This is a genomic window from Psychrobacter sp. H27, assembly GCF_059072655.1.
In genome coordinates, this window is the sequence record NZ_JCACRX010000001.1 from 1,145,342 (window position 1) to 1,171,805 (window position 26,464).

21 protein-coding genes and 1 tRNA gene are annotated in these 26,464 nt (G+C 42.5%); 11 read left to right on the plus strand and 11 right to left on the minus strand.

Going from position 1 to position 26,464, the window contains the following annotated elements; translation table 11 throughout:
• Nucleotides 1-216: 216 nt before the first annotated feature.
• Together tkt and serS are read right to left on the minus strand one after the other, a co-directional pair.
• Nucleotides 217-2,214 (minus strand): transketolase, encoded by a 1,998-nt coding sequence (tkt, locus tag AC5JPY_RS04470; protein WP_493852212.1) that lies wholly within the window; start codon nucleotides 2,212-2,214, stop codon nucleotides 217-219.
• A gap of 295 nt (nucleotides 2,215-2,509) precedes the next feature.
• Nucleotides 2,510-3,796: a serine--tRNA ligase gene (gene serS, locus AC5JPY_RS04475; protein WP_493852213.1), complete on the minus strand. Its 1,287-nt coding sequence runs from the start codon at nucleotides 3,794-3,796 to the stop codon at nucleotides 2,510-2,512.
• A 467-nt stretch (nucleotides 3,797-4,263) separates the two neighbouring features.
• On the opposite strand from serS, the gene AC5JPY_RS04480 reads away from it, so the two are divergent.
• The gene (locus tag AC5JPY_RS04480; RefSeq protein ID WP_493852214.1) at nucleotides 4,264-4,923 is read left to right on the plus strand and encodes a YcxB family protein; all 660 of its coding nucleotides are present in this window, start codon (nucleotides 4,264-4,266) and stop codon (nucleotides 4,921-4,923) included.
• Nucleotides 4,924-5,202: 279 nt separating this feature from the next.
• Complete coding sequence (locus AC5JPY_RS04485) at nucleotides 5,203-5,688, plus strand: Dps family protein (protein ID WP_319051248.1); 486 nt, start codon at nucleotides 5,203-5,205, stop codon at nucleotides 5,686-5,688.
• 97 nt (nucleotides 5,689-5,785) lie between these two features.
• On the opposite strand, the gene AC5JPY_RS04490 is transcribed toward AC5JPY_RS04485, so the two are convergent.
• The 3 genes from AC5JPY_RS04490 to AC5JPY_RS04500 all read right to left on the minus strand — a co-directional run bounded on the left by AC5JPY_RS04490 (nucleotide 5,786) and on the right by AC5JPY_RS04500 (nucleotide 8,880).
• Nucleotides 5,786-6,508 (minus strand): DUF2057 family protein, encoded by a 723-nt coding sequence (locus AC5JPY_RS04490; protein WP_493852215.1) that lies wholly within the window; start codon nucleotides 6,506-6,508, stop codon nucleotides 5,786-5,788.
• Between the two features lie 103 nt (nucleotides 6,509-6,611).
• Entirely contained in the window at nucleotides 6,612-7,415 is an 804-nt protein-coding gene (hda, locus tag AC5JPY_RS04495) for a DnaA regulatory inactivator Hda (protein ID WP_319051250.1), read from the minus strand.
• A 358-nt stretch (nucleotides 7,416-7,773) separates the two neighbouring features.
• Nucleotides 7,774-8,880 carry an AI-2E family transporter gene (locus tag AC5JPY_RS04500; protein WP_319051251.1) on the minus strand — a complete coding sequence of 369 codons (1,107 nt, stop codon included), beginning with the start codon at nucleotides 8,878-8,880 and terminating at the stop codon, nucleotides 7,774-7,776.
• A gap of 467 nt (nucleotides 8,881-9,347) precedes the next feature.
• Between AC5JPY_RS04500 and purM the strand changes: the two genes are divergently transcribed.
• Together purM and purN are read left to right on the plus strand one after the other, a co-directional pair.
• Nucleotides 9,348-10,409 (plus strand): phosphoribosylformylglycinamidine cyclo-ligase, encoded by a 1,062-nt coding sequence (gene purM, locus AC5JPY_RS04505; RefSeq protein WP_493852216.1) that lies wholly within the window; start codon nucleotides 9,348-9,350, stop codon nucleotides 10,407-10,409.
• Entirely contained in the window at nucleotides 10,409-11,101 is a 693-nt protein-coding gene (gene purN / locus AC5JPY_RS04510) for a phosphoribosylglycinamide formyltransferase (RefSeq protein WP_493852217.1), read from the plus strand. The genes purM and purN overlap by 1 nt, the downstream gene beginning before the upstream one ends.
• A 162-nt stretch (nucleotides 11,102-11,263) precedes the next feature.
• Here purN and AC5JPY_RS04515 read toward each other — a convergent pair whose 3' ends face one another.
• Together AC5JPY_RS04515 and AC5JPY_RS04520 are read right to left on the minus strand one after the other, a co-directional pair.
• Entirely contained in the window at nucleotides 11,264-12,637 is a 1,374-nt protein-coding gene (locus tag AC5JPY_RS04515; RefSeq protein WP_493852218.1) for an NAD-dependent succinate-semialdehyde dehydrogenase, read from the minus strand.
• A 322-nt stretch (nucleotides 12,638-12,959) separates the two neighbouring features.
• Nucleotides 12,960-13,949 carry a LysR family transcriptional regulator gene (locus AC5JPY_RS04520; RefSeq protein ID WP_058025743.1) on the minus strand — a complete coding sequence of 330 codons (990 nt, stop codon included), beginning with the start codon at nucleotides 13,947-13,949 and terminating at the stop codon, nucleotides 12,960-12,962.
• A 705-nt stretch (nucleotides 13,950-14,654) separates the two neighbouring features.
• On the opposite strand from AC5JPY_RS04520, the gene AC5JPY_RS04525 reads away from it, so the two are divergent.
• Nucleotides 14,655-16,241, plus strand: a complete 1,587-nt coding sequence (locus AC5JPY_RS04525; protein WP_319051255.1) for an isocitrate lyase — start codon at nucleotides 14,655-14,657, stop codon at nucleotides 16,239-16,241.
• A 148-nt stretch (nucleotides 16,242-16,389) separates the two neighbouring features.
• A complete protein-coding gene (locus AC5JPY_RS04530) occupies nucleotides 16,390-17,967 on the plus strand; it encodes a CYTH and CHAD domain-containing protein (protein WP_493852219.1) in 1,578 nt (525 codons plus the stop codon).
• Between the two features lie 189 nt (nucleotides 17,968-18,156).
• On the opposite strand, the gene AC5JPY_RS04535 is transcribed toward AC5JPY_RS04530, so the two are convergent.
• Nucleotides 18,157-18,672, minus strand: coding sequence for a L,D-transpeptidase family protein (locus tag AC5JPY_RS04535; protein WP_493852220.1), 516 nt, complete (start codon nucleotides 18,670-18,672; stop codon nucleotides 18,157-18,159).
• A gap of 140 nt (nucleotides 18,673-18,812) precedes the next feature.
• On the opposite strand from AC5JPY_RS04535, the gene AC5JPY_RS04540 reads away from it, so the two are divergent.
• The gene (locus AC5JPY_RS04540; protein ID WP_493852221.1) at nucleotides 18,813-20,066 is read left to right on the plus strand and encodes a hypothetical protein; all 1,254 of its coding nucleotides are present in this window, start codon (nucleotides 18,813-18,815) and stop codon (nucleotides 20,064-20,066) included.
• A 154-nt stretch (nucleotides 20,067-20,220) separates the two neighbouring features.
• Here AC5JPY_RS04540 and AC5JPY_RS04545 read toward each other — a convergent pair whose 3' ends face one another.
• Complete coding sequence (locus AC5JPY_RS04545) at nucleotides 20,221-21,459, minus strand: argininosuccinate synthase (RefSeq protein WP_493852222.1); 1,239 nt, start codon at nucleotides 21,457-21,459, stop codon at nucleotides 20,221-20,223.
• Nucleotides 21,460-21,796: 337 nt separating this feature from the next.
• Between AC5JPY_RS04545 and pyrC the strand changes: the two genes are divergently transcribed.
• The 4 genes from pyrC to AC5JPY_RS04565 all read left to right on the plus strand — a co-directional run bounded on the left by pyrC (nucleotide 21,797) and on the right by AC5JPY_RS04565 (nucleotide 24,416).
• Nucleotides 21,797-22,867, plus strand: a complete 1,071-nt coding sequence (gene pyrC, locus AC5JPY_RS04550; protein ID WP_493852223.1) for a dihydroorotase — start codon at nucleotides 21,797-21,799, stop codon at nucleotides 22,865-22,867.
• A gap of 161 nt (nucleotides 22,868-23,028) precedes the next feature.
• A complete protein-coding gene (gene rnt, locus AC5JPY_RS04555) occupies nucleotides 23,029-23,808 on the plus strand; it encodes a ribonuclease T (protein ID WP_493852224.1) in 780 nt (259 codons plus the stop codon).
• A gap of 282 nt (nucleotides 23,809-24,090) precedes the next feature.
• Nucleotides 24,091-24,288 (plus strand): hypothetical protein, encoded by a 198-nt coding sequence (locus tag AC5JPY_RS04560; protein WP_319051261.1) that lies wholly within the window; start codon nucleotides 24,091-24,093, stop codon nucleotides 24,286-24,288.
• 52 nt (nucleotides 24,289-24,340) lie between these two features.
• Nucleotides 24,341-24,416, plus strand: a tRNA-Glu gene (locus tag AC5JPY_RS04565).
• A 220-nt stretch (nucleotides 24,417-24,636) separates the two neighbouring features.
• On the opposite strand, the gene AC5JPY_RS04570 is transcribed toward AC5JPY_RS04565, so the two are convergent.
• On the minus strand, nucleotides 24,637-25,245 hold the full coding sequence (locus AC5JPY_RS04570; protein ID WP_493842714.1) for a BLUF domain-containing protein: 609 nt from the start codon (nucleotides 25,243-25,245) through the stop codon (nucleotides 24,637-24,639).
• 419 nt (nucleotides 25,246-25,664) lie between these two features.
• Nucleotides 25,665-26,396: a 2-C-methyl-D-erythritol 4-phosphate cytidylyltransferase gene (gene ispD, locus AC5JPY_RS04575; protein WP_493852225.1), complete on the minus strand. Its 732-nt coding sequence runs from the start codon at nucleotides 26,394-26,396 to the stop codon at nucleotides 25,665-25,667.
• Between the last annotated feature and the right edge of the window lie 68 nt (nucleotides 26,397-26,464).

Sequence of the window (26,464 nt, forward strand, 5' to 3'; positions counted from 1 at the left end):
ATGAGTACTCACTCAAAGGAGCTGTTTAAAGGTTCGTGCTAAGCATCAGACCATGAATATTTGTTACATATCAAAAACTTAAATTAACTTTTTATTACAAACTGAATTATAGGTTCTTATAGTAATTAGTCAACATATTTTCATCTTCCTTCCATAAAAAAAGCCACTAGATTTCTCTAGTAGCTCTTTTTCTAAATACTAACTAAGTTAGGTTTATTACACCAAACTATTTACCGCTTCAATCACAGCATCCGTCGTGATACCAAACTCTTTATACAAGTCGCTAGCAGGAGCAGATTCGCCATAAGTCGTCATACCGATGACTTTGCCATCTAGACCAACGAACTTATACCAGTAATCTACATGCGCGGCTTCTACTGCGACGCGAGCACGAATATTTGCAGGCAATACCGCTTCGCGATAGCTTGCATCTTGCTCAACGAAAATCTCAGCACATGGCATAGAGACCACACGGACGCCAACACCATTTGCGCTCAATGTTTCGTACGCTTGCATCGCTAGGCCAACTTCTGAACCTGTCGCGATGATAATGGCTTGTAGCTCGCCTTGCTCTTTCGCCAGTACATAGCCGCCATTTGTGATGTTCGCTACTTGCTCGCTATCACGTGCTTGATGTGGCAAGCTCTGACGGCTAAAGATCAATGCTGATGGGTTGTTTTCTGATTTGATTGCTTCTACCCAAGCGCTTGCAGATTCGGTCGCATCACAAGGACGCCATGTACGTAGGTTTGGCGTGGTACGTAGGCTAGTCAATTGCTCAACTGGCTGATGCGTTGGGCCATCTTCACCAAGACCGATAGAGTCATGCGTATAGACATGGATGACACGCTGCTTCATCAATGCGCCCATGCGTACTGCGTTACGTGCGTATTCCATAAACATCAGGAACGTCGCTACATAAGGGATAAAGCCGCCATGCAATGCGATACCATTGGCAATCGCAGTCATACCGAACTCGCGCACACCGTAATAGATATAGTTACCATCAGCGTCTTTTTCGATACCTTTAGCGCCTTTGAATAGCGTAAGGTTCGAGCCAGCTAAATCTGCTGAACCGCCCAATAGTTCTGGTAATAATGGCTGCAAGCTATTGATAGCATTTTGGCTCGCTTTACGACTAGCGACATCACCGCCCGCTTCTTGCGTTTGCTGAATATAGGCTTGCGCTTGGCTGTCAAAGTCATCAGGCAACTCGCCATTTAGACGACGTGATAGTTCTGCTGCAAGCTCTGGATAGGCTTTTTTATACGCTTCAAAGTCTGCATCCCAGTTCTTTTGCTGGACGTCGCCTTTGGCTTTAGCATCCCATGCTTCATAGATTTCGTCATCTAATTCAAATGGGGCATGTTTCCAAGATAGCGCATCACGGGTCAAGGCGATTTCGTCATCACCAAGTGGAGCACCATGACTGGCGGCTAGACCTTGTTTGTTTGGGCTACCAGCACCGATCGTGGTTTTACAAATAATTAGACTTGGCTTAGCAGTCTCTGCAATGGCTTGCTCAGTCGCTTGCGTGATTGCGTCAGTATCATGACCGTCAACTTTAATAACTTGCCAGCCATACGACTCAAAGCGAGCTTCGGTATCATCAGTGAACCAGCCTTCGACATTACCATCGATTGAGATGCCGTTATCATCATAGAAGAATACCAACTTACCAAGCGCCAACGTGCCAGCCAGTGAGCAAACTTCATGACTGATACCTTCCATTAAGCAACCATCACCTAAAAATGCATAGGTATGATGATCGACGACGTTATGACCGTCACGGTTGAACTGTGCGGCTAGTGTTTTTTCTGCGATTGCAAAACCAACGGCATTAGCAATACCTTGTCCTAGTGGACCAGTCGTCGTTTCTACACCAGGCGTATAACCAAGTTCAGGATGCCCTGGGGTTTTTGAATGCAGCTGACGGAAACCTTTAAGGTCATCAACGCTCACATCGTAACCTGATAAATGTAGCAATGAGTAAATAAGCATCGAGCCATGACCGTTTGACAGTACAAAGCGATCACGGTTGTGCCAATTAGGATCAGCTGGATTGTGCTTCAAAAATTTGCGCCACAAAACTTCGGCAATATCAGCCATACCCATTGGCGCACCCGGATGTCCAGAGTTGGCTTTTTGAACCGCGTCAAACGATAGTACACGGATGGCATTGGCTAGTTTACGTTCGCTAATTGGAGCTGGCATAGAGTGTCCTAATATTCGAATGAGTCGTATAAAGATAAGAGGAGAGTTTACTCAAAGGATAATCCATCAAAAACGCGACAGGCGTTTTCAATAGATAGGCTATAAAATAAAAATGCAATATTAACATATTTGCTATGAGCCTAGCCAAAAATGCAGTTACAAGACCGTTTATATTTAGCAATGACTCACATCAGTTCTGTCAAACGATAAGCAATGACGTACTTTGATTTAAGTTATAAATAACAAGCTACGAATGACCTAAGTGACAGGCAGCTCATTACTTATAGTCAATTTATTAAACTGAAATAGTCTCAGCACCGCCCATAAACGGACGTAATACTTCTGGAATCGTAATGCTGCCATCAGCGTTTTGATGATTTTCCATCACTGCTAATAGCGTACGACCCACGGCCAAACCTGAACCATTTAAAGTATGAGCCAAGCTGGTTTGCTTACCATCCTTGACACGCGTACCCATACGGCGCGCTTGGAAATCACCACAGTTAGAGCAGCTAGAGATTTCACGGTAAGTATCTTGGCTCGGTAACCATACTTCGATGTCATAAGTCTTTTGTGCGGCAAAACCCATATCGCCAGTACATAGCTGTACCGTGCGGTATGGCAACTCAAGCTGCTGCAAGATATATTCAGCCTGTCCTGTCATCGCTTCTAATAGGTCATCAGACTGATCGCTAGTACCGACATTGACCATTTCAACTTTTTCAAACTGATGCTGACGAATCAAGCCACGAGTATCACGCCCGTGCGAACCCGCTTCACTACGAAAACATGGCGTATGCGCGGTGAATTTTAGCGGTAGCTCTTTGATATCCAAACGTTCGCCGCGTACTAAGTTGGTCATTGGTACTTCAGCGGTTGGAATAAGGTAAAAATCCATCTCTTCATTATTCGTGTGATTGCTTAGCTTAAACAAATCATCTTCAAATTTAGGCAACTGACCCGTACCTTTTAAGCTATCGCTATTAACGATATAAGGCACATAGGTCTCAAGATAGCCGTACTTCATAGTATGCGTGTTCAACATGAATTGAATCAACGCGCGATGCAATTGTGCTAATTGACCTTTGAGCACGTTAAAACGGCTACCAGTCAACTTGGTCGCTGCCTCAAAGTCCAGCATACCAAGCGTCTCACCGATATGAGTATGGTCTTGAATCTCAAAATCAAACGTACGCGGCGTGCCCCACTGACGCACTTCTACGTTATCGTCTTCTGACGTACCCACTGGCACATCTGCCGCCGGAATATTTGGAATCTGTAGCGCTGCTTGAGTGATGCGCTCTTGTAGCGTACGTAGCTCGTCTTCCGCAGCTTTGATCTCACCACTAACGCTTTGCATTTCAGCCAATAGCTCACTGGCATCTTCGCCTGATTTTTTTAGGGCACCTACTTGCTTAGCACCAGCGTTACGGCGCGATTGCAACTCTTCAGTTTTAACTTGTAGCGACTTACGCTCGTTTTCAATCGTCTGCCAGAACGCCATATCAAGCTCATAACCACGGGTGGCTAGCTGCTGCTGTAGGTCGCTCAAATCGCCGCGTAAGAGTTTCGGATCAATCATAGTAGTTGCCTGTAACACTAAAGGTGAATAAAAGGTTTATTAATATAATAGTTGCCCAACGTCTCGCTATCACTGTCTTTGTGACAACGGGCTATGGCGTTATGTCTTGTACCAACATATCTTGTAGCCGCTATAATACCAAGACCCAGCAGATTTGACCATGTTTTGGTCATTTTTGGCGGCTGTAGGTTTATTTTTGAGCGACCATTTCCGTTATGGTTAGCAGGTTGCATTTATCTCAGGATCATATTCAAAGGTTTGACCGACCTAAACGCCCCTCGCTCACCCTTATAAAATCATTAATATCACCCCTATCAGCGAACAGCCTTGCTTATATGTTTCATTTAAGAGTACTTTTCGGTAATATAAGCGCATACCTTTATTCGCCTCCAGCCAAGTAGCGCATCATAGCTCGGCTTTGGCGATACAAACCCAACACTTTTAACACAAGTATTTGAGAAACCTTTATGGCCCTGTACCCTTACACGCTCCAACCTGTCGCCTTAAATCTGACTGAGGCGGAATTTCACCAAGCACAGTATGAACTGTTTGCCAGTGCCAGCCCTTCTTTTGGTTTATCAAGCTTTAAGACCAAAGAGTGGATCATTATGGCAGTGGTTGTGATACTTGCCATTGCAGGGCTCATCTTTGTGACCGGCTACTCAACCATTATATTTTGGTTAATGCTCGTTGGTGTAGTGATTTATCTATTGGCTCGTACGTTGGGTTTTAAATGGTATGTAAAAAGAGAGTTTGAAAAACAAGTCGCCGATCAAGAAATGCCAGATGAGATGCGTCAGATGAAGCTGGGTGTACAAAAGCATGGTTTAGTTATGGCAATGCCAAGCAACCAACCTGATATGATGAAAAACTCACAAATGCGCGGTATGCAGATGCGTGCAGGCGCAACTCAACAAGCCGTCATACCTTGGACCTCTATCAAAAGCTGGGACGAAACCGACGACTATATCTTTATGATGTTTGAGCTAAAAGGTCAACAAGGTAGCCAAATCGTACCAAAGCGCTTGCAAGCACAGAAGTTTCCTATCGATACGATACGTCAACATTTACAAGAAGTGGTTCCCGTGAAAGGCTTAAATCCTGAAAACTTACAGCCACCAGCGTAAATGTAATGAGGTCTCTCTATCGTTTAGAAAAACAGTAGAGAGACTTGGTCTTAGTTTTATAAAACCAATCGTAAAATTGTATTTATTAAATTTAATTTATTAATAATAGTTTGCTATTATTATAAGCATCAAAAGAAGACAGACATAGAGAAATAGCTGGTATGAACAGTGATTAGTAGAATTGAATCACTTTTTTTACCAACCTGATCTCTATTGATTTAAGCTACCAAAACTCTTCTTTATTACGTATCACAACACTCACATTATAAGGATAATACTATGAGTAATTCTAACAATGCTACTAACCAGATCGGCTTAGAAAAAGCAGACATGAGCGAAGTTATTGCGCAACTGAATAACCTACTATCAACATACCATGTATTTTATTTGAACGTACGTGGCTACCACTGGAATGTAAAAGGTGAGCACTTCTTTACGTTGCATCCTCAATTTGAAGAGCTATATACTGCTTTACAACTACAGATTGATGAGATTGCTGAGCGCATCCTAACATTAGGCGGCACACCACTTCACGCTTATAGCGATTTTTCTCAGCATACTAGCATCAGTGAAGACAAAAACGTTAAAGATGGCACAACTTGTGTAAAAGGCGTAGTAAATGGTCTGCAAGCCCTAATCACTGAACAGCGCCAAGTGTCTTCTCTAGCAGCAGAAAGCGATGACCAAGGTACAGCTGACCTTGTAGATGCCTACGTACAAGAGCAAGAAAAACTGGTATGGATGTATAATGCATTTTTGGGTTAGTAATGATTAACCCTGACTAAATGACTACCAAAATCTAAACAATAAAAAAGCACCTCGTAGGGTGCTTTTTTATTGTCAAAATTATAAAAGAAGAGAGCTATTTTTGCATCCATTGACGCATTTTTTCACGCTCAGCAGGCGTTGCTTGTAGCCAAATTTGCATGAATGAATCTAACGTATTGGTAGACGTACTTACATTTGCACTTTGCTGGACAGCAGTCGTCGTATTGACGTTGCCTTTAGGCATCGCTGCTGGACTTGTATTTGCAACTGCTGGCTGATCCAATGATGCAATCGCGCGCTGGTTCTGTAACTCAGCATCGCCTGCACCGCCGAACACACCACCTATTGCCTTACCAAGTCCTGAGAACAAGCCACCTTTGTTACCAACCATACCTTGTTGGCTGGCAATAACCGTATTATTTTGCTGTATAGCAAGCGTTGGCTGATCGGCATAATCTTTGGCTGCCTCATAGTCTTCTGGCTGATTAGGCATGGTCAAACGATACGTTTGGTTATCAGCCAGTTGTGCGGTCACACTAACATTACCTGAACGTAAGTAGTCATGCTCATCACGAGGTAAGTTATACAAGCGGTCGTATTTGGCCGTGATTGCGTGTTGACCTGGCTGGAGTGTAAATGTCTTCGTTAGTGGCTGAAACGCACTCTGTTTGATTTCCTGTCCATTAATGGCAGTGACTTTGATATTGTCATCAACCAATACTGTCACTGCTGCCTGTGACGTCATAGAGACCGAAGTGGCACCTACCAATAACGACCCAATAGTTAATTTTTTTAGCAAAGAAATATTCGATTTCATAAGGCGTTCCATTAATAGTAAAAGCATGTTGGATAAACAATTCGTATTCTTACGGTTATTCGTGTTCTGACTGCTAAAATTCTGACTACTGTAATTATAGAAACTAAAAATCAAGCGGCATCGTATGTTGATCTTGATCCGTTGTCTCGTTATCTACTTGTGTCTCTTGAGCGATATCAGCAAGCTCTGCTGCAAGTGTCTGCTCATCGATCGTTTTGAGCGCATCACTTATCACTGCTTTTGATATATTGCTACGCCCAAGATTAGAGAACATTGGCTGAATGTAGTTGAGCACGTCCATCATCGCACCAATCCGGTGTGGACCTTCTGTCAATAAATAATCAATGATTCGATCATCAAACTGCCAACCGCGTCGACGCAAGATAGACTGTAGCAACGCCTGCCTGTCTGCCAAATCATGTCCAGTAGGGACTTTGAAGGTAGGCGCTTGTGCCAGACGCGTCAACAAATCCCTCAATTGAAAGGGTAAATCATCAGCAGGTTTATTGGCAGCAAACAACAGCTGACGCTGCCCCTCGCGGCTACGATTGATCAGATGGAATAAGGCTTCTTGCCATTGACTGCTTTGCTCAAGCACTTCTAAATCATCGATAGCAATAAGATCAAAGTTTTCTAAAGAAGATAGTACATGGACATCGGTATGGATTAACTCATTAAGCGACAAGCAGATTGCTGACTTGTCCATCTCAATAAACGATTCGCAAATAGCAGAAAGCAGATGAGACTTACCTGTGGCAGGGCTACCAAACAGATATAGCTGACCAATCAGGCCGACATGTAACTGCCGTACTGCATCAATAATAGACATCCAACCAGGACCGGCAAAGTCGCTGAGACTTGCATCATGCTTAATGTCCAGATTGAGACTTAGCTGTGCTTCTGCCATGAATCATCAACTCGTGTTGCGTAGCGCAATATAAAAGTACAATAGAAAAAGGATAAACGGCTTTAACACTACATTAAGTGCTATCAGCGCCATCCGGTATAAATGTATGTGATAAATATAGTTTTTTGGTAGGTCAATTCAATGACTAAAAACCTAGTGATGAAAAGCCACTGATGAAATTCAATCTTTATGAAACGATTATCGTAGCGACTGATACTATCAACACTGCGCCTATATATAACATATTTGTAAAATGACTGACAAGTCTTTTACCTACTCAGCCTTTTCGTTTACTGCTCCATTATAACGTTGTGAGCATTTACACCCTATTTATCCAGAACATCCAACGTTATAGTATTTACTTCTTTTCAAACAACGCCAGCTGCTTGCGACCTCTATAAAAGTCAGTCGTACGATAATGGGCATACAAATGGCGGAACAATACATTCAAGACAGCAGATACAGGTAGCGCAATTAACATACCAACAAAACCCAATAAACTTGCCCCTGCTAATACCGCAAATATGACCCATAGTGGTGATAGTCCAATCTTATCACCTAATAGCAATGGTTGCAGAATATAGCCTTCTGCGGCTTGTCCAACCAAGAACGCCCCAACAACCAATGACAAATATGTCCAGTTGAGCCCAAACTGAAATAAGCAGGCAATGATAGCGGCGATAAACCCGATACCAAAACCTAAGTAAGGCACAAAACTAGCGATACCGGCTACCATACCGATAATAAGACCAAGCTCCAACCCAATGAGCTGTAACTGTATCGCATAAATAGCACCCAGTAGTACCATCACCAACAACTGACCTTTGATAAAAGCCATCAATGCTTGATCACATTCTTTTGCGATACCAATGACTTGTTTGCAATAAGGTCCTGGTATTGCCATCTTCCATGTATGCAAACGTTGATCCCAATTAAACAGGAAGTAAAAGGTCAAAATCGGCACCAATACAATAAGGCCTGCATTGTTAATGAAATTCATACTTGACGTTAAAATTTGGCTCATCATGGTACTAGCATCAGCAAACTTATAGTTCGTCTGCATATAATCGACCAATGTATCAGAGAACTCTTTAGACTGTAATTGAGGCAATTGGACACGAGTATTGCTATTAAACCACTCTCGCACAACTTGGTTGTACCAATTAAATATCTTAGGCAGATAATCCCAAGCCGCTTGCAGCTGACTCCATAATGTCGGTATCAACCACCATAATAATAGCGCCATGCCCAATGTGATCGTCGAGTAGACAATAATAATCGCAACCCACCGCTTAAGATATCTCGATAGCCGCTTTACTAAAGGATTAAATAAGTAAGCGAGCATAAAGGCAAAGATGAATGGCACAATCACAGGCAGCATTAGATATAAGAGGAATACAGCCACCACCAGAACCACGACAATGAATAAACGTCGAAAAAAAGGATCTATTGACTGATTCATCATGCTGGATGCTCCTATTATTAAGCGGGTTTGAGATAGTGACAAAGCGTGAGACAACAGCGATTTATTAAATGATTGAGTACTTTTTGGTCAAAGAACTCGGTATGTAATCGACGAGCATCTTTAACAAGATTTTTTTGATATGGCTGTGTATTCTTTGGTACTCATCGACTGACATACTAATGATACTTAAATCATCATTTAGACAATCATTAGCAATAAATTTAGCGTTCTATTATCGCAGAATCCAACGAAGAATCAGTCATTTTTTGTTTCTTAGCAACTTATTTGCCACTTAATGCAAAACTTAGCCAAATATCGGTAAGTTGCTTTGCGAGTGCGGTCTATTTTTGGGTATAATGCGCCCACTGTTTGTAAACTTTGCCTTTAAACTTTATAGCACTGATTATAGCGTGACTGACTCCCTTACTTTTCAATCCCAATTATCTACCCCCAACTGTGAGATGACTATGAGTGACAAGCCTTCTTTAAGCTACAAAGACGCCGGCGTTGATATCGATGCAGGTGATGCTTTGGTTCAGCGTATCAAGTCCGTTGCAAAAGCCACTACTCGTCCTGAAGTCGTGGGTGGACTTGGCGGTTTTGGTGCGTTATGCCGTATCCCAACAGGTTATACCTCGCCACTATTAGTTTCTGGCACTGATGGCGTGGGCACCAAACTAAAACTAGCATTACAACTCAACCGTCATGACACTATCGGCATTGATTTGGTCGCGATGTGCGTCAATGATCTATTGGTTTGCGGTGCAGAGCCATTATTCTTTTTAGATTATTATGCAACTGGCAAGCTGGATGTCGATGTTGCGGCGACGGTTGTGACTGGTATTGGTGATGGTTGCAAACTAGCTAACTGTGCGCTCATCGGTGGTGAAACTGCTGAAATGCCAGGCATGTACCAAGACGACGACTATGATCTCGCTGGATTTTGTGTGGGCGTGGTAGAAGAAGCAGAGGTCGTCACTGGTGAAAATGTCGCAGAAGGTGATGTACTGATTGCACTTGCCTCAAGTGGCGCACACTCAAACGGCTATTCACTGGTACGAAAAGTTATCGAAGTCAGCGGTGTTGACGTGACCAATAGCGATGAGCAATTAGATGGTCAGCCTATTCAAGACGCTCTCATGGCGCCTACTCGTATCTATGTAAAAGCCATCAAGGCGCTACAAGGTACCCTTGGTAGCTCAGCGCTTCATGCGATGTCACATATCACAGGTGGCGGCTTAACAGATAACTTACCACGCGTATTGCCTGATGACCTAGCGGCCAGCATTAATACAAACAGCTGGCAGTTCTCAGAACTGTTCACTTGGCTACAGACCCAAGGTAATATCGCGCAAAGTGAAATGTACCGCACATTCAACTGCGGCGTTGGTTTTGTCATCGTGGTTCCTAAAGACAAAGCAGAAGCAGCTATCAAGATATTGACTGACGCTGGTGAAAACGCTTGGCAATTGGGTGAAATGATCAAACGTAGCACTGATGACCAAGCGGATGCGGTGGTATACCGTTAATGTCTATTGATCAGACAAGCCAGCCTATCAAGCCATTACGTATTGCTGTTTTGGTATCAGGGAGTGGTAGTAACCTACAAGTGCTGATAGATGCTATGCAAGCAGGTGCGCTACCGATAGAAATTGTCGGCGTCATTAGTAATCGTGACGATGCTTATGCATTGACACGTGCTAAAGATGCCAACATTCCAATTGCTGTTTTGTCGCACGTTGCGAGTGGCAAACGCATGGGCATCAAGACCTTTGAAGCCCATGCCAATGCGCAGCTTGTCGCATGGCAACCAGATCTGATTGTTTTGGCTGGATTTATGCGGGTATTGAGCGGTTCATTTATCGATAATGTACCAGCACCCATGATTAATTTACATCCATCTCTACTTCCCGTTTATAAAGGTTTAGATACTCATAAACGAGTCATACAAGCGGGTGATCGTTATCATGGCTGTAGTATCCACAAAGTGACAGCCGAGCTAGATGCAGGTCAAGTGCTGACGCAAGCAGTACTAAGTGTCGGTAACAGCGATACAGCGGAGTGTTTACAGTCACGGGTACAGAAGCTTGAGCATCAGCTACTACCGTGGACGATATTACTACTGTCAAAGAATGTATTATCCCTTGAAGTAAATAATACTTCATCACAAGCTAAGCAATATTTACCAACCCTACCATTGCAATTACTCATTGACGAATAAGAATGTTGGTGCATTGATATATAATAATATCAATTACTTGAGCTATTACTTTTGCATTACATAACGAAAAGCCCAGTCACTCATTATGAGTCACTGGGCTTTTTTTGATGACCATTTACAAACTAAATCATAAATGATCGCTTATCACGCTTACACGGCATTTTAAAATACGTGAACTGCTTTAATGTTTACAAACTCTTTGACACCAAATCCACCATGCTCACGACCATAGCCCGAGTCCTTTACGCCACCAAATGGTAGTGCAGGATTTGCTAAGCCATAGCCATTGACGTAGACCATACCTGTATCGAATTGCTCACGGGCCAAACGCACTGCTTTTTCTTCGTCTTTTGAGAATATCGCACCACCTAGACCGTAGCGACTGTCGTTAGCAATACGCATTGCATCATCTTCGTCTTTTGCACGGATAAGCGAGGCTACAGGACCAAACAATTCATCGTCATAGGCAGGCTGACCTTTCTCGACATTTTCTAAGATAGTTGCTGGATAAAAGCTACCTTTACCTTCTGGTACTTTACCACCAACAGCAATCGTGGCACCTTTGGCTACACTTTGTTCTACTTGCTCATGCAGCTGATCTCGCAAGTCTGCACGTGCTAATGGACCGATGTCTGAACTGTCATCCATTGGGTCACCAGATTTGGTACCTTCAAACTTCTCTACGATACGCTTGCGAAATTCATCATATACGCTGTCAACTACAATGAAACGCTTCGCTGCTACGCAAGTTTCACCATTATTGATCAAGCGAGCTTGAGTACAAGTTTCCACAGCGGTATCTATGTCTGCATCTTCTAAAACGATGAAAGCATCGTTAGAACCAAGCTCTAATACAGCTTTTTTGATTGCTTTGGCTGCTTGTTGTCCAACGATACGGCCGGCATCATCACTACCAGTCAGCGTCACACCGCGTACTTTATCGTTTCCGATTAGCTCTTCTGATTGATCATGATCAATCAATATAGTGCGGAATAAATCATTCGGTAATTCTGATTCATGAAGAATCTTTTCAATCAATAAACCTGAGCCAGTGACGTTAGAAGCATGTTTTAGCAATACACTGTTACCAGCCATTAGGTTAGCAATCGTATAGCGGAACACCTGATACGCTGGGAAGTTCCAAGGCTGCATACCATAGATGATACCAATCGGTTGATAGGTCACAAGACCTTTTTTCATACCTTCGATATCACGTACATCATCAGCTAAAGAAGCGACACCGTTTTCAGCTGTGTAGTCGCAAATCGCTTTGCATAGACCTAACTCTTGTACGCTTTGGCTATATAACTTACCGCGCTCTTCGGTCATGAGCTTAGACAGCTCTTCTTTATACTCCATCAGCTTGTCGCCGATAGTCTTGATAATACGACCGCGCTCTTCATGGCTGACATTACGCCATTCTAAAAATGCATTGTGGGAAGCGTCAACGATTTTGTTGACTTCTTCGTTGCTCATGTAGTCGTAGTTTCTTATGTCTTCACCAGTGGCTGGGTTTACAGTAGTAATATCTGACATATTGTTGTCCTTATTATTCGATTTTATGTGTTTGTCTGGTTTTATGTGCTTGATTGTTCTGTATTTAGTAGCAGCGCTACTTTTGGTTTCTAGTTATTTGTTGTTACATCGATAGCGGCGTTCGTTGATCACTCGTTCTCTATCTGCAGACATATTACCAAGTGTGGGCAGCGAAGAGTTTTACAATATATTGTAAAGTGTGTTGAAGATGTTAAGAGTGTGACCGTCTTATTAAGAATGGCTAAATATTAGAAAAGACTTTATAGCAGCTCTAAACAAATAGACCAGCCTAGTGGCTGGTCTATTTAGAACAATCGAGTCTTTAAAACAGATGGTTGATAACAGGTATTTCCTGTGGTGGGTTTTCTTCTTCAGCTACCACTTGGCGTGCTACATGCATGATGAGCTGACGTAGCCATCGATGCGCTGGGTGATGCTGCAGCAGTGGTGACCAAGCCATCGTCAGCTCAAATTCAGGAATAAAAAACGGTGGCTCTTCCATCATAATGCTGTCGTTATTGGCTTGCATTCTCGCCACACGGGTGGGCAATGTTGCTATCAAATCTTTATTTGCTGCAAGCATGGCTGGCATCTGATAATGACGAGTAAACACACTAATTTGGCGTTTTTGCCCAAGGCGCTGCAAGGCCTGATCGATTGAGCCAAGTCCACCTGATTTTTCTGGATTAACACCGAAGCCCACACCCATACCTGTCTTAGATACCCAGACATGCTGCGCTTTTAGATAATTTTTTAGATTAAAACGGTTGGCATAAGGACTCTCAGAAGATAACAGACAACTAAACGTATCACGCCATACCAGCACCTGATGGAAGCTTTGCGGTATCTCATTAAAACGGTTGATTGCCAAATCAACACGCCCCTGCTCCATGTCACGATAAGAGACATCTGATGGGGTCAAAAAGTCCAAAATAACATTGGGGGCCTCAGAGCGTAGCGCTTTTACGAGCTTGGGTACCAAGGTCGCTTCGGCATAGTCTGAGGTCATGATACGAAACACACGTGACGTACTATAAGGACGGAACTCAGTACGTGGCTCTAGTACTTGAGTCAGGTCAGCGAGTATCTCCCGAATGCGCGGCTGTAGCTCAAGGGCGCGCTCAGTCGGTGTCATACCTTCAGATGAGCGTACCAGTAGCGGATCATTAAATAACTTGCGCAAACGCCGCAAAATATTACTCATGGCAGGCTGGGTAATACCAAGCTGCTCTGCTGCGCGAGTGACGTTTTTTTCTCGTAGCAACACATCTAAATGGACTAATAAATTTAAATCAACCCGCTGCAAATTCATATCTATTTCTCTTGGCTTTCGAATAAGTACCACTGCAAGTTTGGTATTCTCAATGCGGTAATGGCTAGTGCTGTAATAGTTAATGCTGTGATGACAAATTGCGGTTTATAACAGCATCAGTCTTATAATTTTTTATTGATCTTGCTATACCAATCGCTAGTTATAACCCAATTTACCTATCGCAACATACTGTTATACATGCATTATAGCCTATAAAAATACTAAAGATAACTATCATAAATTAGATAAATCTTGGTAAGACAGTTATAGTAAGTTCCATAAAGGATTTGCGAAAAAATAATCAAGTTGAGTCTTATGAGCTGATTGCAAACCAAAAAAACTCAATAGCAACTCAATAACTAAGTAGCATATTAATGGTTTTTATTGGCAGTGAGACATTACCAAGCGACTATATTATTGTAACATCTCTTGTTACTCATTATGGCATCGCTGCTCATTAAATACTCACATGCCTTGGCGATAAACGAATTATCATCTATAAGATAGTCATTATTTTCAACTGCTGAGTTTAGCAATCCCCTTGTATTAATGCATCGGTTTGTTTAGGGTAAATAGAACTTAGACAAATTAGTAATGACCCAAATTCTACATATAGCTTTGTTAGTTTAATAAGAATCCTAGTAATACATGTTTTATTACTTTAATAATTAACTTATTTTTTACACCCCACCAAGGAGACTATAGATGTCAACTGCATATAAATCAGCGATCGACTTAGTACGTGAATTGAAGCAAAAGCACGGCAACTGGCAGAACATTAGCGAAGTTGATGCTGCACGTATGATGTCACAAAACCGTTTTAAAACGGGCTTGGATATCGCAAAATATACTGCAAAAATCATGCGTCAAGACATGGAAGATTATGACAATGATACGTCTCAGTACACGCAGTCTTTAGGTGCATGGCATGGTTTTGTAGCACAGCAAACTATGTATGCTAAGAAAAAATATTTCGGTACGACTTCTAAAACTTACATCTACCTTTCAGGTTGGATGGTAGCTGCTCTACGCTCTGAGTTTGGTCCTCTACCTGACCAATCTATGCACGAAAAAACGTCAGTACCTAAGCTAATCGAAGAGATCTACACGTTCTTACGTCAAGCTGATGCTAAAGTACTGAACGACTACTTCCGTGAGCTAAATGCTGCTGAAGAAGCGGGTCAAGATACTTCAGCCATCCTAGAAAAAATCGAAAACTTTGATTCACATGTGGTGCCAATCATTGCTGATATCGATGCAGGTTTCGGTAACGAAGAAGCTACTTACCTATTGACCAAGCAAATGATCGAAGCTGGTGCTTGTGCCATTCAGGTTGAAAACCAAGTATCTGATGCTAAGCAATGTGGTCACCAGGCTGGTAAAGTCACCGTACCACATGAAGACTTCATCTCTAAGCTAAACGCTATTCGTTATGCATTCCTAGAGCTTGGTGTTGAAGATGGTGTTATCGTTGCTCGTACTGACTCTGAAGGTGCATCACTAACGCAAAAAATCCCAGTATCAAATGAGCCAGGTGATCTTGCTTCTAAGTATATCGACTTCATCGAAATGGAAGAAGTATCTCTTGAAGATGCAAAAGAAAACGACAGCTTGCTTAAGCACAACGGTAAACTAGTACGTCCAGTTCGTTTGCCTAACGGTCTATATCAATTCCGTGAAGAAACTAACATCGACCGCGTTGTACTTGACTGTGTAACTGCTCTAGAAAACGGTGCTGATCTACTATGGATCGAAACACCTACGCCAGACGTTGCACACATCAAATCAATGGTTGACCGTATTAAAGAGCAACAGCCTAAAGCGAAGCTTGTATACAACAACAGCCCATCATTCAACTGGACGCTTAACTTCCGTAAGCAAGTTATTGCACAGTGGGAAGAAGAAGGTAAAGACATCTCTAGCTACAACAAAGATGACTTGATGAGTGCTGATTATGATGGTACAGAGCTTGATGCAGCAGCTGATGTTGCCGCTAAGAACTTCCAACGTGATGCATCACGTGAAGCTGGTGTATTCCATCACTTAATCACGCTACCGACTTACCACACGACTGCTCTTAGCGTTCATGAACTTGCTAAAGGTTACTTCGGTGAAGAAGGTATGCTTGCTTATGCAGCTGGCGTACAGCGTAAAGAAATCCGCGAAGGCATCTCTTGTGTTAAGCACCAAGCAATGGCCGGTTCTGACCTTGGCGATGATCACAAAGAAATCTTCTCTGGTGACAACGCACTAAAAGCTGGTGGTGGCAAAAACACGATGAACCAGTTCTAATAACTGACAGATTAGCAGTATTTATCAAAAAACCGCCCTACGTCATGTAGGGCGGTTTTTTATTGCGGTTTAAATAATCAGAGAATGGTAGACTAATAGTAATAAAGCTATCAATCAGAGCCGTCAGTCAGAATTATTAGGAGCCAATATGCAAGAGATAGAGCTGAAGTTTTTGGTACCAGAGTCACGCCTAAAAGGTTTAATGCGTCAAGCAAAAGTTAAATCTTCCCAAGTGACGCAACTGGCTGCACATTACTATGATACGCCTGACCAGCAGCTTGCACAGGCAGGCATTGGTTTGCGCATTCGAAAAGAAAACGATACTTGGGTCCAAACCATCAAAGCCGCTGGTGACGGTATTGCTGCTCGCTTAGAGCACAATGCTATACTCGATAATGAGCAAGTGCAAACGATGCTTGACGATAATGAATTAATGCCTGATTTAACGATATATGAAGACACCTCGGTCGCCCCTGCACTGGCGGACTTTAAGCTCAAAAAACTACAAAAAGCACTGACGCGGTTGTATGTTACTGATGTACAGCGCACTACGCGATTACTGACAGAAACTAATGATGACGACATAAATAGCTGTATCGAAGTGGCCTATGATCAGGGAGAGATTATTCATGGCACTGATAAGACTCAGCGAAAAATCATTCAAGAAATAGAGTTCGAATTGGTGTCAGGAGATATAGACTTTTTGTTTATGACAGCAAAAACATGGTGTAAACGCTACAAGCTGTGTCTATCTACCGTAACCAAAGCTGAGAATGGTGGCTTATTGATCAATGAACAAGACCATAGTCCAGCCGTTGATGCCGATCTTAGCCAGTTGCAAGTAGATAAAGACAGTAGCGCGCCCGCCTTCATAAGGTCTGTGGTACATAATTGTCTACTACAGATACTGCCCAATAGCAGTGCTATTATCGCTGGAAGCACTGATCACGAGCATATTTTACAGCTAAGAGTTGGAATAGATCGCCTGCATGCTGCCCTAAAAGCATTTGCTGATTTCTCTGATGAGATTAACCCTGAATGGCTGTCGATACTCGAACAGACGGCAAATTTGCTTGGCACTTATTATCAACTTGCTTATATTGGTTCACATATCGAGCCTGAGCTACAGGCACTCGGCGCACCTGCTGTTGACTGGACGACAGATATCGAAGATATAAAAATCACACCTATCAATACGCTGCAAGCCAATGATTTTCAGATCACTTTGTTAGAGTTGATTGCTTTTACTATGAGTGATCCAAGCATTGAGCCTCACACTGATCAGCTTGCCTGCGATAAGTTGGCAAAGATTCTAACTAAACAGTATAAAAAGTGCATTAAAACCAGTAAAAAAATTGAGGCATTCAGCAGGCTTGATGACAATGACAATATAGATGAAGACGTGATTGATGACAGTCAATCAGAAGACAAGTTGTGCAATCATCTAAAAGAGCTGCGCTACGTTAGTGAATTTTCTATTCCCTTGCTAAGCAAGAAAAAATCTAAGAAAAAGACCAGACGTTGGCTAAAGCGGCTGGTAAAAGCGCAAGCAGCATTAGCACAGCGCAATGATGATAGCAAATATCATGCGTTTTATGCTCTAAAATCAGCCACAGATACGAACGCATTATATGGAGCAGGTTGGTTTGCCGCCATGCTTACTGATGACCCAAGTTATATTGAATCACGTTTGGCTAAGTTCAAAGATAGCGCTACGTTTTGGTAAAGTTGTCATCTAGCACTGATGCTAATGACGATAAAAAAGACAGCTCGTATTAAGTAAGCTGTCTTTTTTATCGTCCATTTTTCCTGTTTAGTAGCCTCTCTCATCGTCGAATGCTCAGTATTAGTGGTTATAACTAGAATCATATGACTATAAGACTCTCTTATCTAAAGATAAGTTATCCACTGACAGTCAATTGGGCACGATGGTTACCGGCATGCCCTCTTCGACTTGTTCAAACAATTCAACAATATCTTCATTGCGCATACGCACACAACCATGTGACAACGGTATGCCCATCGGCTCGGTATCAGGTGTACCATGAATATAGATGTACCGATCATAAGTATCACACCCGCCTTGGCTGTTGCTGCCTTTGTTTGATCCTTCTTCCAATCCGCTTAGCCATAGGATACGGCTCAGTATCCAATCGCGATTGGGGTGACGCGTACCCAGCTCATCGTCATATATCTCACCAGTTGGTACACGTCCTACAAACACGGCACTAATCGGCTCACCACCCCCTATTTTCATCTCGATAATATGCTTACCCAGTGGCGTACATCCACTATCCTGCTGACTTCCGATACCGTTTTTTGCAGTCGATATCGTGTATTGTGCAGTCTCAGCGTGCTGCTGATAAACCGTTAACGTTTGCTCAGCAATATTGATCACCAACTGCTGATCAGGTGTTTTATTATGAGTCATAAATGTATCCAACGATCAGTCATTAATAAGATTACCATTAGCATAATCCGTAAAATGATTAAAAATTTCTATTATTAAGGGATTGTATCAAGGCATTGGGCACCGTAAGATAGGGGCACACTTTTTGATGCTAGCAGATTATGACGACTATTTCACCGACACGTGTGTCGATGTATGATTTTTTATATCATGATACCAAGCCAATGCTGTCGCTGTTGGCTGATGCCTCACAGCTCTCATTGCCACAAGCGCGCTTGGCAATGGATGCCAGCCTACAAGCAATTCTAAGTGCGCTACTTGCCTATCAGCAGCAGCATCAAGGACAGGTACTTAGCAAAAGACTCTTCGGACGTGCTGCTGTTAAAGAATTGCGGCAGTATAATTCTATGAATTTTGCAACCATGAAGGCAACACTATATCACCGTCACGATGCTGCAGATGCTGTATTTAGTGACAATGCACGTGTCATAAAAGCGAGCGATCATATTGCTGAAAAAATTGGTGCCACGACGCAACAAGTTCAGATTTTACTTACTTCTTTGTGCGTGATTGTGCTGCGCGAATTGGCTATTCTGGCAGAATATAGCCAACTTGATAATGACGAGCGAAATAAATGGTTTGCTATGCAGCCACAGTTTTTGTCAGCAGCAAGATTTAGTACAGATGAGGTGCAAGCAGTACCCGCTGAGACAGAAAATATCGATAATGAGCCTGATACGCTGACAGAGCGCTCAGATAATAGTGTAGATAGCGCCGCAGAGCTCACACTATTAAACACTGAACAGCTATCAGGTACGCCGCCGCCATTTGATACTTACTGGTACGAGTTGACTGGATTTAAGCCTGAAAACTATGAGCCTGTACAGGACATGCAGTTAGCGACTGGCAATTACTTAAAAGCCATTGGTCGCTCACCTGATAATTTACAGCAAGGTCGCCATAACGACATGCTGGTATTTACAGAGATGCATGCAGTTGTATTACCGCATCAACGCTGGCTATTACAATTGGCGAAGATCTCTGACATTTATCTTAGTCGGAATCGACTGCGTGTTAACTCTGAACCTGCCAACCCGCCCAAGCCGCCTTTGGTAAGTTTAGGTTTGATCGGTGGTAATCAAGATAACACTCCGACGACGACAAGTGAGAAGCCCATAGAGTATGAGAAATCTACACCGCTTTGGAAAAACCCTGTCATTCTCATCATCATACTGGTCATCGGTGTGCTTGGTGCGCTCGCTGCTCTCAAATATCAATCGCAAAAATCTGATGGACTCATATTGGCTACCGAAGAAGTACTAGAGCAAGATGCCATTGAAGAGCGTCAGCAGCAGGATGTCGCTATTGTCATGGTAGATGATGAAGATTCTGACACTGCAGTAGTGGCTGAGTAGGTATTTACTCTCGACAAATTTGTGTTCGAAAAACTCAAGGCAGAATCATGAGTAATATAATAAAAAGTGACTGTCAATAAAAAAGAGGCTCTATATTAATAGAGCCTCTTTTTTGTATGTCATTCAAATTAACCAATAGATATAACAGGCAAATCTATTTTGATAAATCGCGACCACGGCTGGCTTCGATAGCTAAGCGTAAACCATTTAGACGGATAAAGCCTTCTGCATCTTTTTGATCATAAGCGCCAGCATCATCTTCGAAAGTAGCGATTTTTTCGTCAAATAATGAATCGTTTGACTTACGGCCAACGACACTCACGCTACCTTTGTATAGTTTTACACGTACAGTACCGTTGACGTATTCTTGTGATTTGTCAATCAATGCCTGTAGCATCATACGCTCAGGGCTAAACCAGTAGCCATTATAGATAATTTTTGCATAGCGTGGCATGAGCTCATCTTTTAGATGTGCCGCCTCACGGTCAAGCGTTAACGACTCAATGCCGCGATGCGCTTTTAGCATAATTGTACCTGCTGGCGTCTCATAACAACCACGTGATTTCATACCGACATAACGGTTTTCAACGATATCTAAACGACCGATACCATGTTTTCCGCCCAGTTCATTCAGCTTGATCATTACTTCATACGGCTTGAGCGTCTCACCATCGATAGCAACAATATCACCTTTTTCGTATTCTATTTCTAAATATTGTGCTTCATCAGGTGCTGCTTCTGGGCTAACAGACCAGCGCCACATGTCTTCTTCTGCTTCGGTATATGGCTCTTCTAAAATACCACCTTCAAAAGAGATGTGAAGTAGGTTGGCATCCATTGAATAAGGCGATTTTTTCTTGTTGCCAGCGTAATCAATAGCAATATCATGCTCTTCAGCATATTTCATTAAGCTTTCACGGCTTGACAAGTCCCACTCACGCCAAGGTGCAATGGTGACCACGTCTGGAGACAGAGCAACTGCCCCTAGCTCAAAACGAACCTGGTCATTACCTTTACCAGTTGCACCATGGCTGATAGCGTCGGCGTTGTGTTCTTTGGCAATCTCAACCAAACGCTTAGCAATCAATGGACGGGCGATAGACGTACCGAGTAAGTATTCACCTTCATAGATGGCATTGGCACGGAACATAGGGAATACATAGTCACGAGCGAACTCTTCGCGCAAGTCTTCAATATGAATATGCTTGATACCCATCGCTTGAGCTTTGGCTCGTGCTGGCTCAACTTCTTCGCCTTGTCCGATATCAGCGGTAAAAGTGATCACTTCCGCATCATAGGTTTCTTGCAGCCATTTGGCGATGATTGAGGTATCAAGACCACCTGAATATGCCAATACAATTTTATTAATATTTTTTGGATCAAGTTGAGCCATGAAAAACTCCTGTTATGAGAATGTAGTTTTGGGAAACGCGCTAAGATCAAATCGAAAGCAAATTGAAATACAATTACCCGCTCAGTGTACATCATATTTACTATAGGCAAAAGTCTAACTGCCACACAGCGTACGGTTTTAGCTCAATTTTCAAACCATACCGTTTCCTACTCTCAGCACTTATATTTTATGTGATGAAAAAAACCAAGTAACGCGCCCTAAATTATGTACAGATACTGAGCCTTATATTTAGTCAAGTGAGCAAATCTGTTATGATAGTCACACAATATCACTCCCTTTTTTTCCTTTATTTTACGATATAGAGCGCTTTGACACTATGACTGATTCGATTAGAGAATTGACCATCCTTCAACCAGATGACTGGCATATTCACTTGCGTGACGATCTAGCATTGAGTACGACCGTACCTCATGCAGCAAGTAGTTTCAACCGCGTAATCTGTATGCCAAATCTAGTACCACCTGTCAAAAATGCTCATGATGCGCGAGCCTACCGTGCGCGTATTATGGATCAGTTAGCCGCCAGTGACTTGAGTCTGGAGCGAAAATCGGCTTTTGACCCCCGTATGACTTTATATTTGACTGATAATACGACAGCTCAAGATATTGAGTTGGCAGCACAGTCAGGTATCGTGCAAGCTGTCAAATTGTATCCTGCTGGGGCGACTACCAACTCTGCCGATGGCGTCACTAATATCAACGCTTGTGTCGATGTGTTTGAAGCATTAGAAAAGCACAACTTACCACTACTGATACATGGCGAAGTCACCCAAGACCACGTAGATATCTTTGATCGCGAAAAGCGTTTCTTAGATGAAGTATTGGCTCAAATCATCGTCAAATTCCCCACACTAAAAATCGTGGTAGAGCATATCACCACCAGCGATGCTGCGGATTTTGTATTGTCTCAAGGCAACCATGTTGCAGCGACTATCACACCGCAACATTTGATGTTCAATCGCAATCATCTGTTGGTTGGCGGTATCAAACCACACTTTTATTGCTTGCCTATTTTGAAACGTGAAAGCCATCAAAAGGTGCTGCTGGATGTTGTAACCAGCGGTAATCCTAAATTCTTCCTAGGCACCGACTCTGCGCCACATGCAACGGATAAAAAAGAAGCCGCTTGTGGCTGTGCTGGCTGCTATAGTGCAGCGACTGCCCTACCGTTATACGCCACTGCTTTTGATAGTGTGGGAAAAATAGACAAGCTAGAGGGGTTCGCCAGTCGTTTTGGTCCGCAATTCTATGGTCTACCTCTAAACGAGAGTACCATTACACTCGTTGACACCCCTATGCAAGTGCCAACTGACTATCCTTATTTTGATGGTGCTTCTCTGACGCCGCTTATGGCAGGTGAAACATTGCCTTGGTCTCTAAAGGCATAGTGCTCGCAGATTTTAGCACTTATAAAGAGATCTATTAACATCATGATATTAACGATGCCTTTGTACTATATTATTTAGTATTAAAGGCATTATTAATATCATAGGATGCTTATTTCTTATTCAATATACCAGTACGACTGATAAAAGTGATTTAACTTGATATGACCAACCAAAATACAGTAACTTTGCCAAGCGAAGAGTTATCAAACCCTACTGACACAAGCCTCAATGTGACTGTAAATACTGCGGCGGATGACAAGGTAGATGACGAACACGCACCTAGGCGTTTAAAAGATCGTTTTCGCAAATTTTTACCTGTTGTCGTCGATGTTGAAACAGCGGGTTTTAATGCCCAGACTGATGCGCTACTAGAAATCGCCTGTATTCCTGTGCTACTTGATGAGCAAGGTGTATTTTATCCGGGCGAGGCATTTAATGCTCACGTTGAGCCGTTTGAAGGAGCAAATTTAGAACCAAGCGCTCTTGCCTTTACTGGTATTGATCCTAATAATCCCATGCGTAAAGCCATCGCTGAAGACGAAAAGTCTGCCTTGCGCCGTATTTTCAAGGGATTAAAAGATGTGCGCCGTGAGGAAGACTGTCGTCAGTGTGTCTTAATTGGTCACAATGCGCATTTTGACTTGGCATTTTTGAACGCTGCCGTATTACGTACCAATAGTAAAAACCACAATCCTTTTCACAACTTTTCGGTATTTGATACCGTGACCTTATCCGCACTGGCATTTGGTCAAACTGTGCTAGCACGTGCTTGCAAAGCAGCAGGGCTTGAATTCGATGGTAAAAACGCACACTCAGCACTATATGATACTCAAAAAACTGCTGAGCTGTTCTGCCACATACTCAACCATTACCCTATGTTGGCCAATGCCATGCATAATGAAGACACCAAAGAAGAATCAGTCGACAATAATAGTGAATAAGTCACATATCATGTATTGCCAACCACACGTAATAGTGCTATTTGTAATACTTGATGACTTTGACATCTTGATTTGATAATCAATAGGGATATGATTGATATCATGATAAGCAGGCGGGATTACTTTTGTGACAGTAAGTATCATATTCTAGGATGAACAATATGATTAACTTATAGTGAAATATCGCTTTTGAGCGATACAGTTATATCCTATAGATGATTTGAGTTGCTCACACTGTCTTGGTAGCCAATACTACTAAGACCTAATTGGAGGGACTTCATTATGGATCCACAACTGAAACTATGGGGGACCATCATTGGTTATATGCTACTTGCTTTGACCATCAGCGCTTGTACTTCTTTATGGATTCGACATCATTTAAAGCGTAAAGACCTACACCCTCGCCGTGCAATTAAAAAAAGATATTTAATTTTAAAAAGACGTAGAAAAAGGCTTGACAGGAAGCGCCGACGCTATTAAAATACGCACCACTTCAGCATAAACGGTGAAAGCAGTTGGAGTGTTGTTACTAGTCCCCATCGTCTAGAGGCCTAGGACACCGCCCTTTCACGGCGGTAACGGGGGTTCGAATCCCCCTGGGGACGCCACTATTCGGCGTCACTTATTAGCACAAATACTTAGTATTCGATTAGACTAATAAGCGTACCACTAAAAGCCCCCTTCATAATCTATTATGGAGGGGGCTTTTTTTATGTTGATTTTTAGTGCTCAAACGATTCATTCAAACAAGAAAGCCAGCATCTAGTGCTGGCTTTTTTCAATTATATTCTAAGCTAAATATTACCTACTATGATATAGGTCTATCGATTACAGCATTAGCCACAACAATGTAGCAGCTATCATCAAACCCAGTACCGTCTGAATCAAAAAGAACGCCTGATGCTGACCAACAACTTTGCTCAAAGTTACCCCCAGAGTACTATACTTAACAGGTGGCGTATCGATTTCACCTGTTTTACTTCGTTCTTCGTAATAGCCCTGCAAAACATCTAAGAACCTCTCCCATTCACTAGTGTTCCAAGTCTGGGGCTTAAATGGCATGAGCTTTTTGAGTTCAGGGTCTTTGGTCATCCAACGCTCAAGTGTGATAGAGCGTAATGACCAGCTACCAAATCGGCGCTCAGTAATTTCCGAAAAATCTAAAATCTCTAAATCCTTGTGTCGATCATCTACTAACAAGCGATTTTTTAAGTTTGTTAGCGCCTGTTCTGAACCTTCTACGCATTGGAAAAAGTAACCGTTGCCGTAGCAAAGGATACCCGTAATATTATTGGTATGGTTACTATCAACTGCGGTCTCTGAAATGTCATTAAGCGTGCTAGGACTTGAAAGACCAGTAGAGGTAATCCGGCTTATATATACAAGACGGCAGAGATCTGTCGTTACTGGATTTGTCGAATCGTTGATTGTTGACAATCAGCTTCTCCCTATTATTAGGTAAATGTCGCTAAAACAATCATACTAACTTCAGAAAAATATAGAGACAACGCTTCTATGCGTGATGAATGAGTCTGATATATTATTGATTTTATAAGTTTTTATATTAATTGTATTAAGTTAGTTACATCATAGGTTAGTTTAGTCATCAAAGCAACCTCTTTCGATTGATAGTCTTATTTCTGTACAAAAAACATGTAACAACAATATATTATATTTCAAGTTAATATATGCGAGCTGATATATACCGTGATATAGGCTTTTTACTACTTACTATGATTTGATATTTGAGAAGGCATTAAGACACCAACTAATGATTGATGTTTATAGAATATGTGAATCGAGAATGGTAGCTGCCTTATATAAAAAGCAACTTGATCGTGTTGAGGAGAATGGAGTTAGGATTGAATAGTCAGAATTGCTGAGAGCAACACCGCATCATCGGGATACGTAAGCTTTATGTTTTGTCGACTACCAGACACTAGACGTATCGGTAACTCTAAATGCTCAAAAGCACTGGCTTCGTCAGTAATACTGAGCTGGTGTTCCGATATATAATTTAGGACCCGTCTGAGCTGCCCTAAACGAAATACTTGCGGCGTTTGTGCTTGCCATATATTGCTACGGTCAATAGTACGCTTGGCATAAGGGCTTTTACTGCTGCCCTCTTCTATCGATACCGGCTTTGTATGAGAGGTTTTTAACGTATCTGCTACTGGTGTTGCCAAGATAGCGCCATAAGGCTCCCTCATCGCCGCTTCAATAACTTGATCTATATCAGCAACAGGCACTGCAGGACGAGCCGCGTCATGAATTAGTACCAGATCTGAATCATTCGCGCCTGTCTGACTGATTGACTCAACCCCTGCTTTTACCGACTGCCAGCGCTCTTCTCCGCCGACTGCGTAGTATATAGGGATAGCAAACTCTAGCTGCTGCGCTGTATTATCATCTGCCGCTATAACCAACAGACACTTATCGATATAGGTACTACGACCGAGCCGTGCCAAACTATGCTGCAATAATGTCTGATCTTGCAGTGTCGTATACTGTTTGGCGATAGACGCACCAAAGCGGCTGCCGCGACCAGCTGCGACAATCATAGCGTGAATGCTTGGGGGTTTATTCATAGTGGTGTACTCATGGTTGGGGCCATGACAGTATATTTAAAGGGGAACGCTGCAGAGGTGAAAGGTAA

Coding starts and splice junctions, on each gene's coding strand:
- AC5JPY_RS04490 (WP_493852215.1), bottom strand. CDS start 6,508: ATGAAATCGAATATTTCTTTGCTAAAAAAATTAACTATTGGGTCGTTA.
- purM (WP_493852216.1), top strand. CDS start 9,348: ATGAGTGACAAGCCTTCTTTAAGCTACAAAGACGCCGGCGTTGATATC.
- tkt (WP_493852212.1), bottom strand. CDS start 2,214: ATGCCAGCTCCAATTAGCGAACGTAAACTAGCCAATGCCATCCGTGTA.
- AC5JPY_RS04500 (WP_319051251.1), bottom strand. CDS start 8,880: ATGATGAATCAGTCAATAGATCCTTTTTTTCGACGTTTATTCATTGTC.
- AC5JPY_RS04545 (WP_493852222.1), bottom strand. CDS start 21,459: ATGGCTCAACTTGATCCAAAAAATATTAATAAAATTGTATTGGCATAT.
- hda (WP_319051250.1), bottom strand. CDS start 7,415: ATGGCAGAAGCACAGCTAAGTCTCAATCTGGACATTAAGCATGATGCA.
- AC5JPY_RS04540 (WP_493852221.1), top strand. CDS start 18,813: ATGACGACTATTTCACCGACACGTGTGTCGATGTATGATTTTTTATAT.
- ispD (WP_493852225.1), bottom strand. CDS start 26,396: ATGAATAAACCCCCAAGCATTCACGCTATGATTGTCGCAGCTGGTCGC.
- AC5JPY_RS04480 (WP_493852214.1), top strand. CDS start 4,264: ATGGCCCTGTACCCTTACACGCTCCAACCTGTCGCCTTAAATCTGACT.
- AC5JPY_RS04515 (WP_493852218.1), bottom strand. CDS start 12,637: ATGTCAGATATTACTACTGTAAACCCAGCCACTGGTGAAGACATAAGA.
- purN (WP_493852217.1), top strand. CDS start 10,409: ATGTCTATTGATCAGACAAGCCAGCCTATCAAGCCATTACGTATTGCT.
- AC5JPY_RS04560 (WP_319051261.1), top strand. CDS start 24,091: ATGGATCCACAACTGAAACTATGGGGGACCATCATTGGTTATATGCTA.
- serS (WP_493852213.1), bottom strand. CDS start 3,796: ATGATTGATCCGAAACTCTTACGCGGCGATTTGAGCGACCTACAGCAG.
- AC5JPY_RS04525 (WP_319051255.1), top strand. CDS start 14,655: ATGTCAACTGCATATAAATCAGCGATCGACTTAGTACGTGAATTGAAG.
- pyrC (WP_493852223.1), top strand. CDS start 21,797: ATGACTGATTCGATTAGAGAATTGACCATCCTTCAACCAGATGACTGG.
- AC5JPY_RS04520 (WP_058025743.1), bottom strand. CDS start 13,949: ATGAATTTGCAGCGGGTTGATTTAAATTTATTAGTCCATTTAGATGTG.
- AC5JPY_RS04485 (WP_319051248.1), top strand. CDS start 5,203: ATGAGTAATTCTAACAATGCTACTAACCAGATCGGCTTAGAAAAAGCA.
- AC5JPY_RS04535 (WP_493852220.1), bottom strand. CDS start 18,672: ATGACTCATAATAAAACACCTGATCAGCAGTTGGTGATCAATATTGCT.
- rnt (WP_493852224.1), top strand. CDS start 23,029: ATGACCAACCAAAATACAGTAACTTTGCCAAGCGAAGAGTTATCAAAC.
- AC5JPY_RS04530 (WP_493852219.1), top strand. CDS start 16,390: ATGCAAGAGATAGAGCTGAAGTTTTTGGTACCAGAGTCACGCCTAAAA.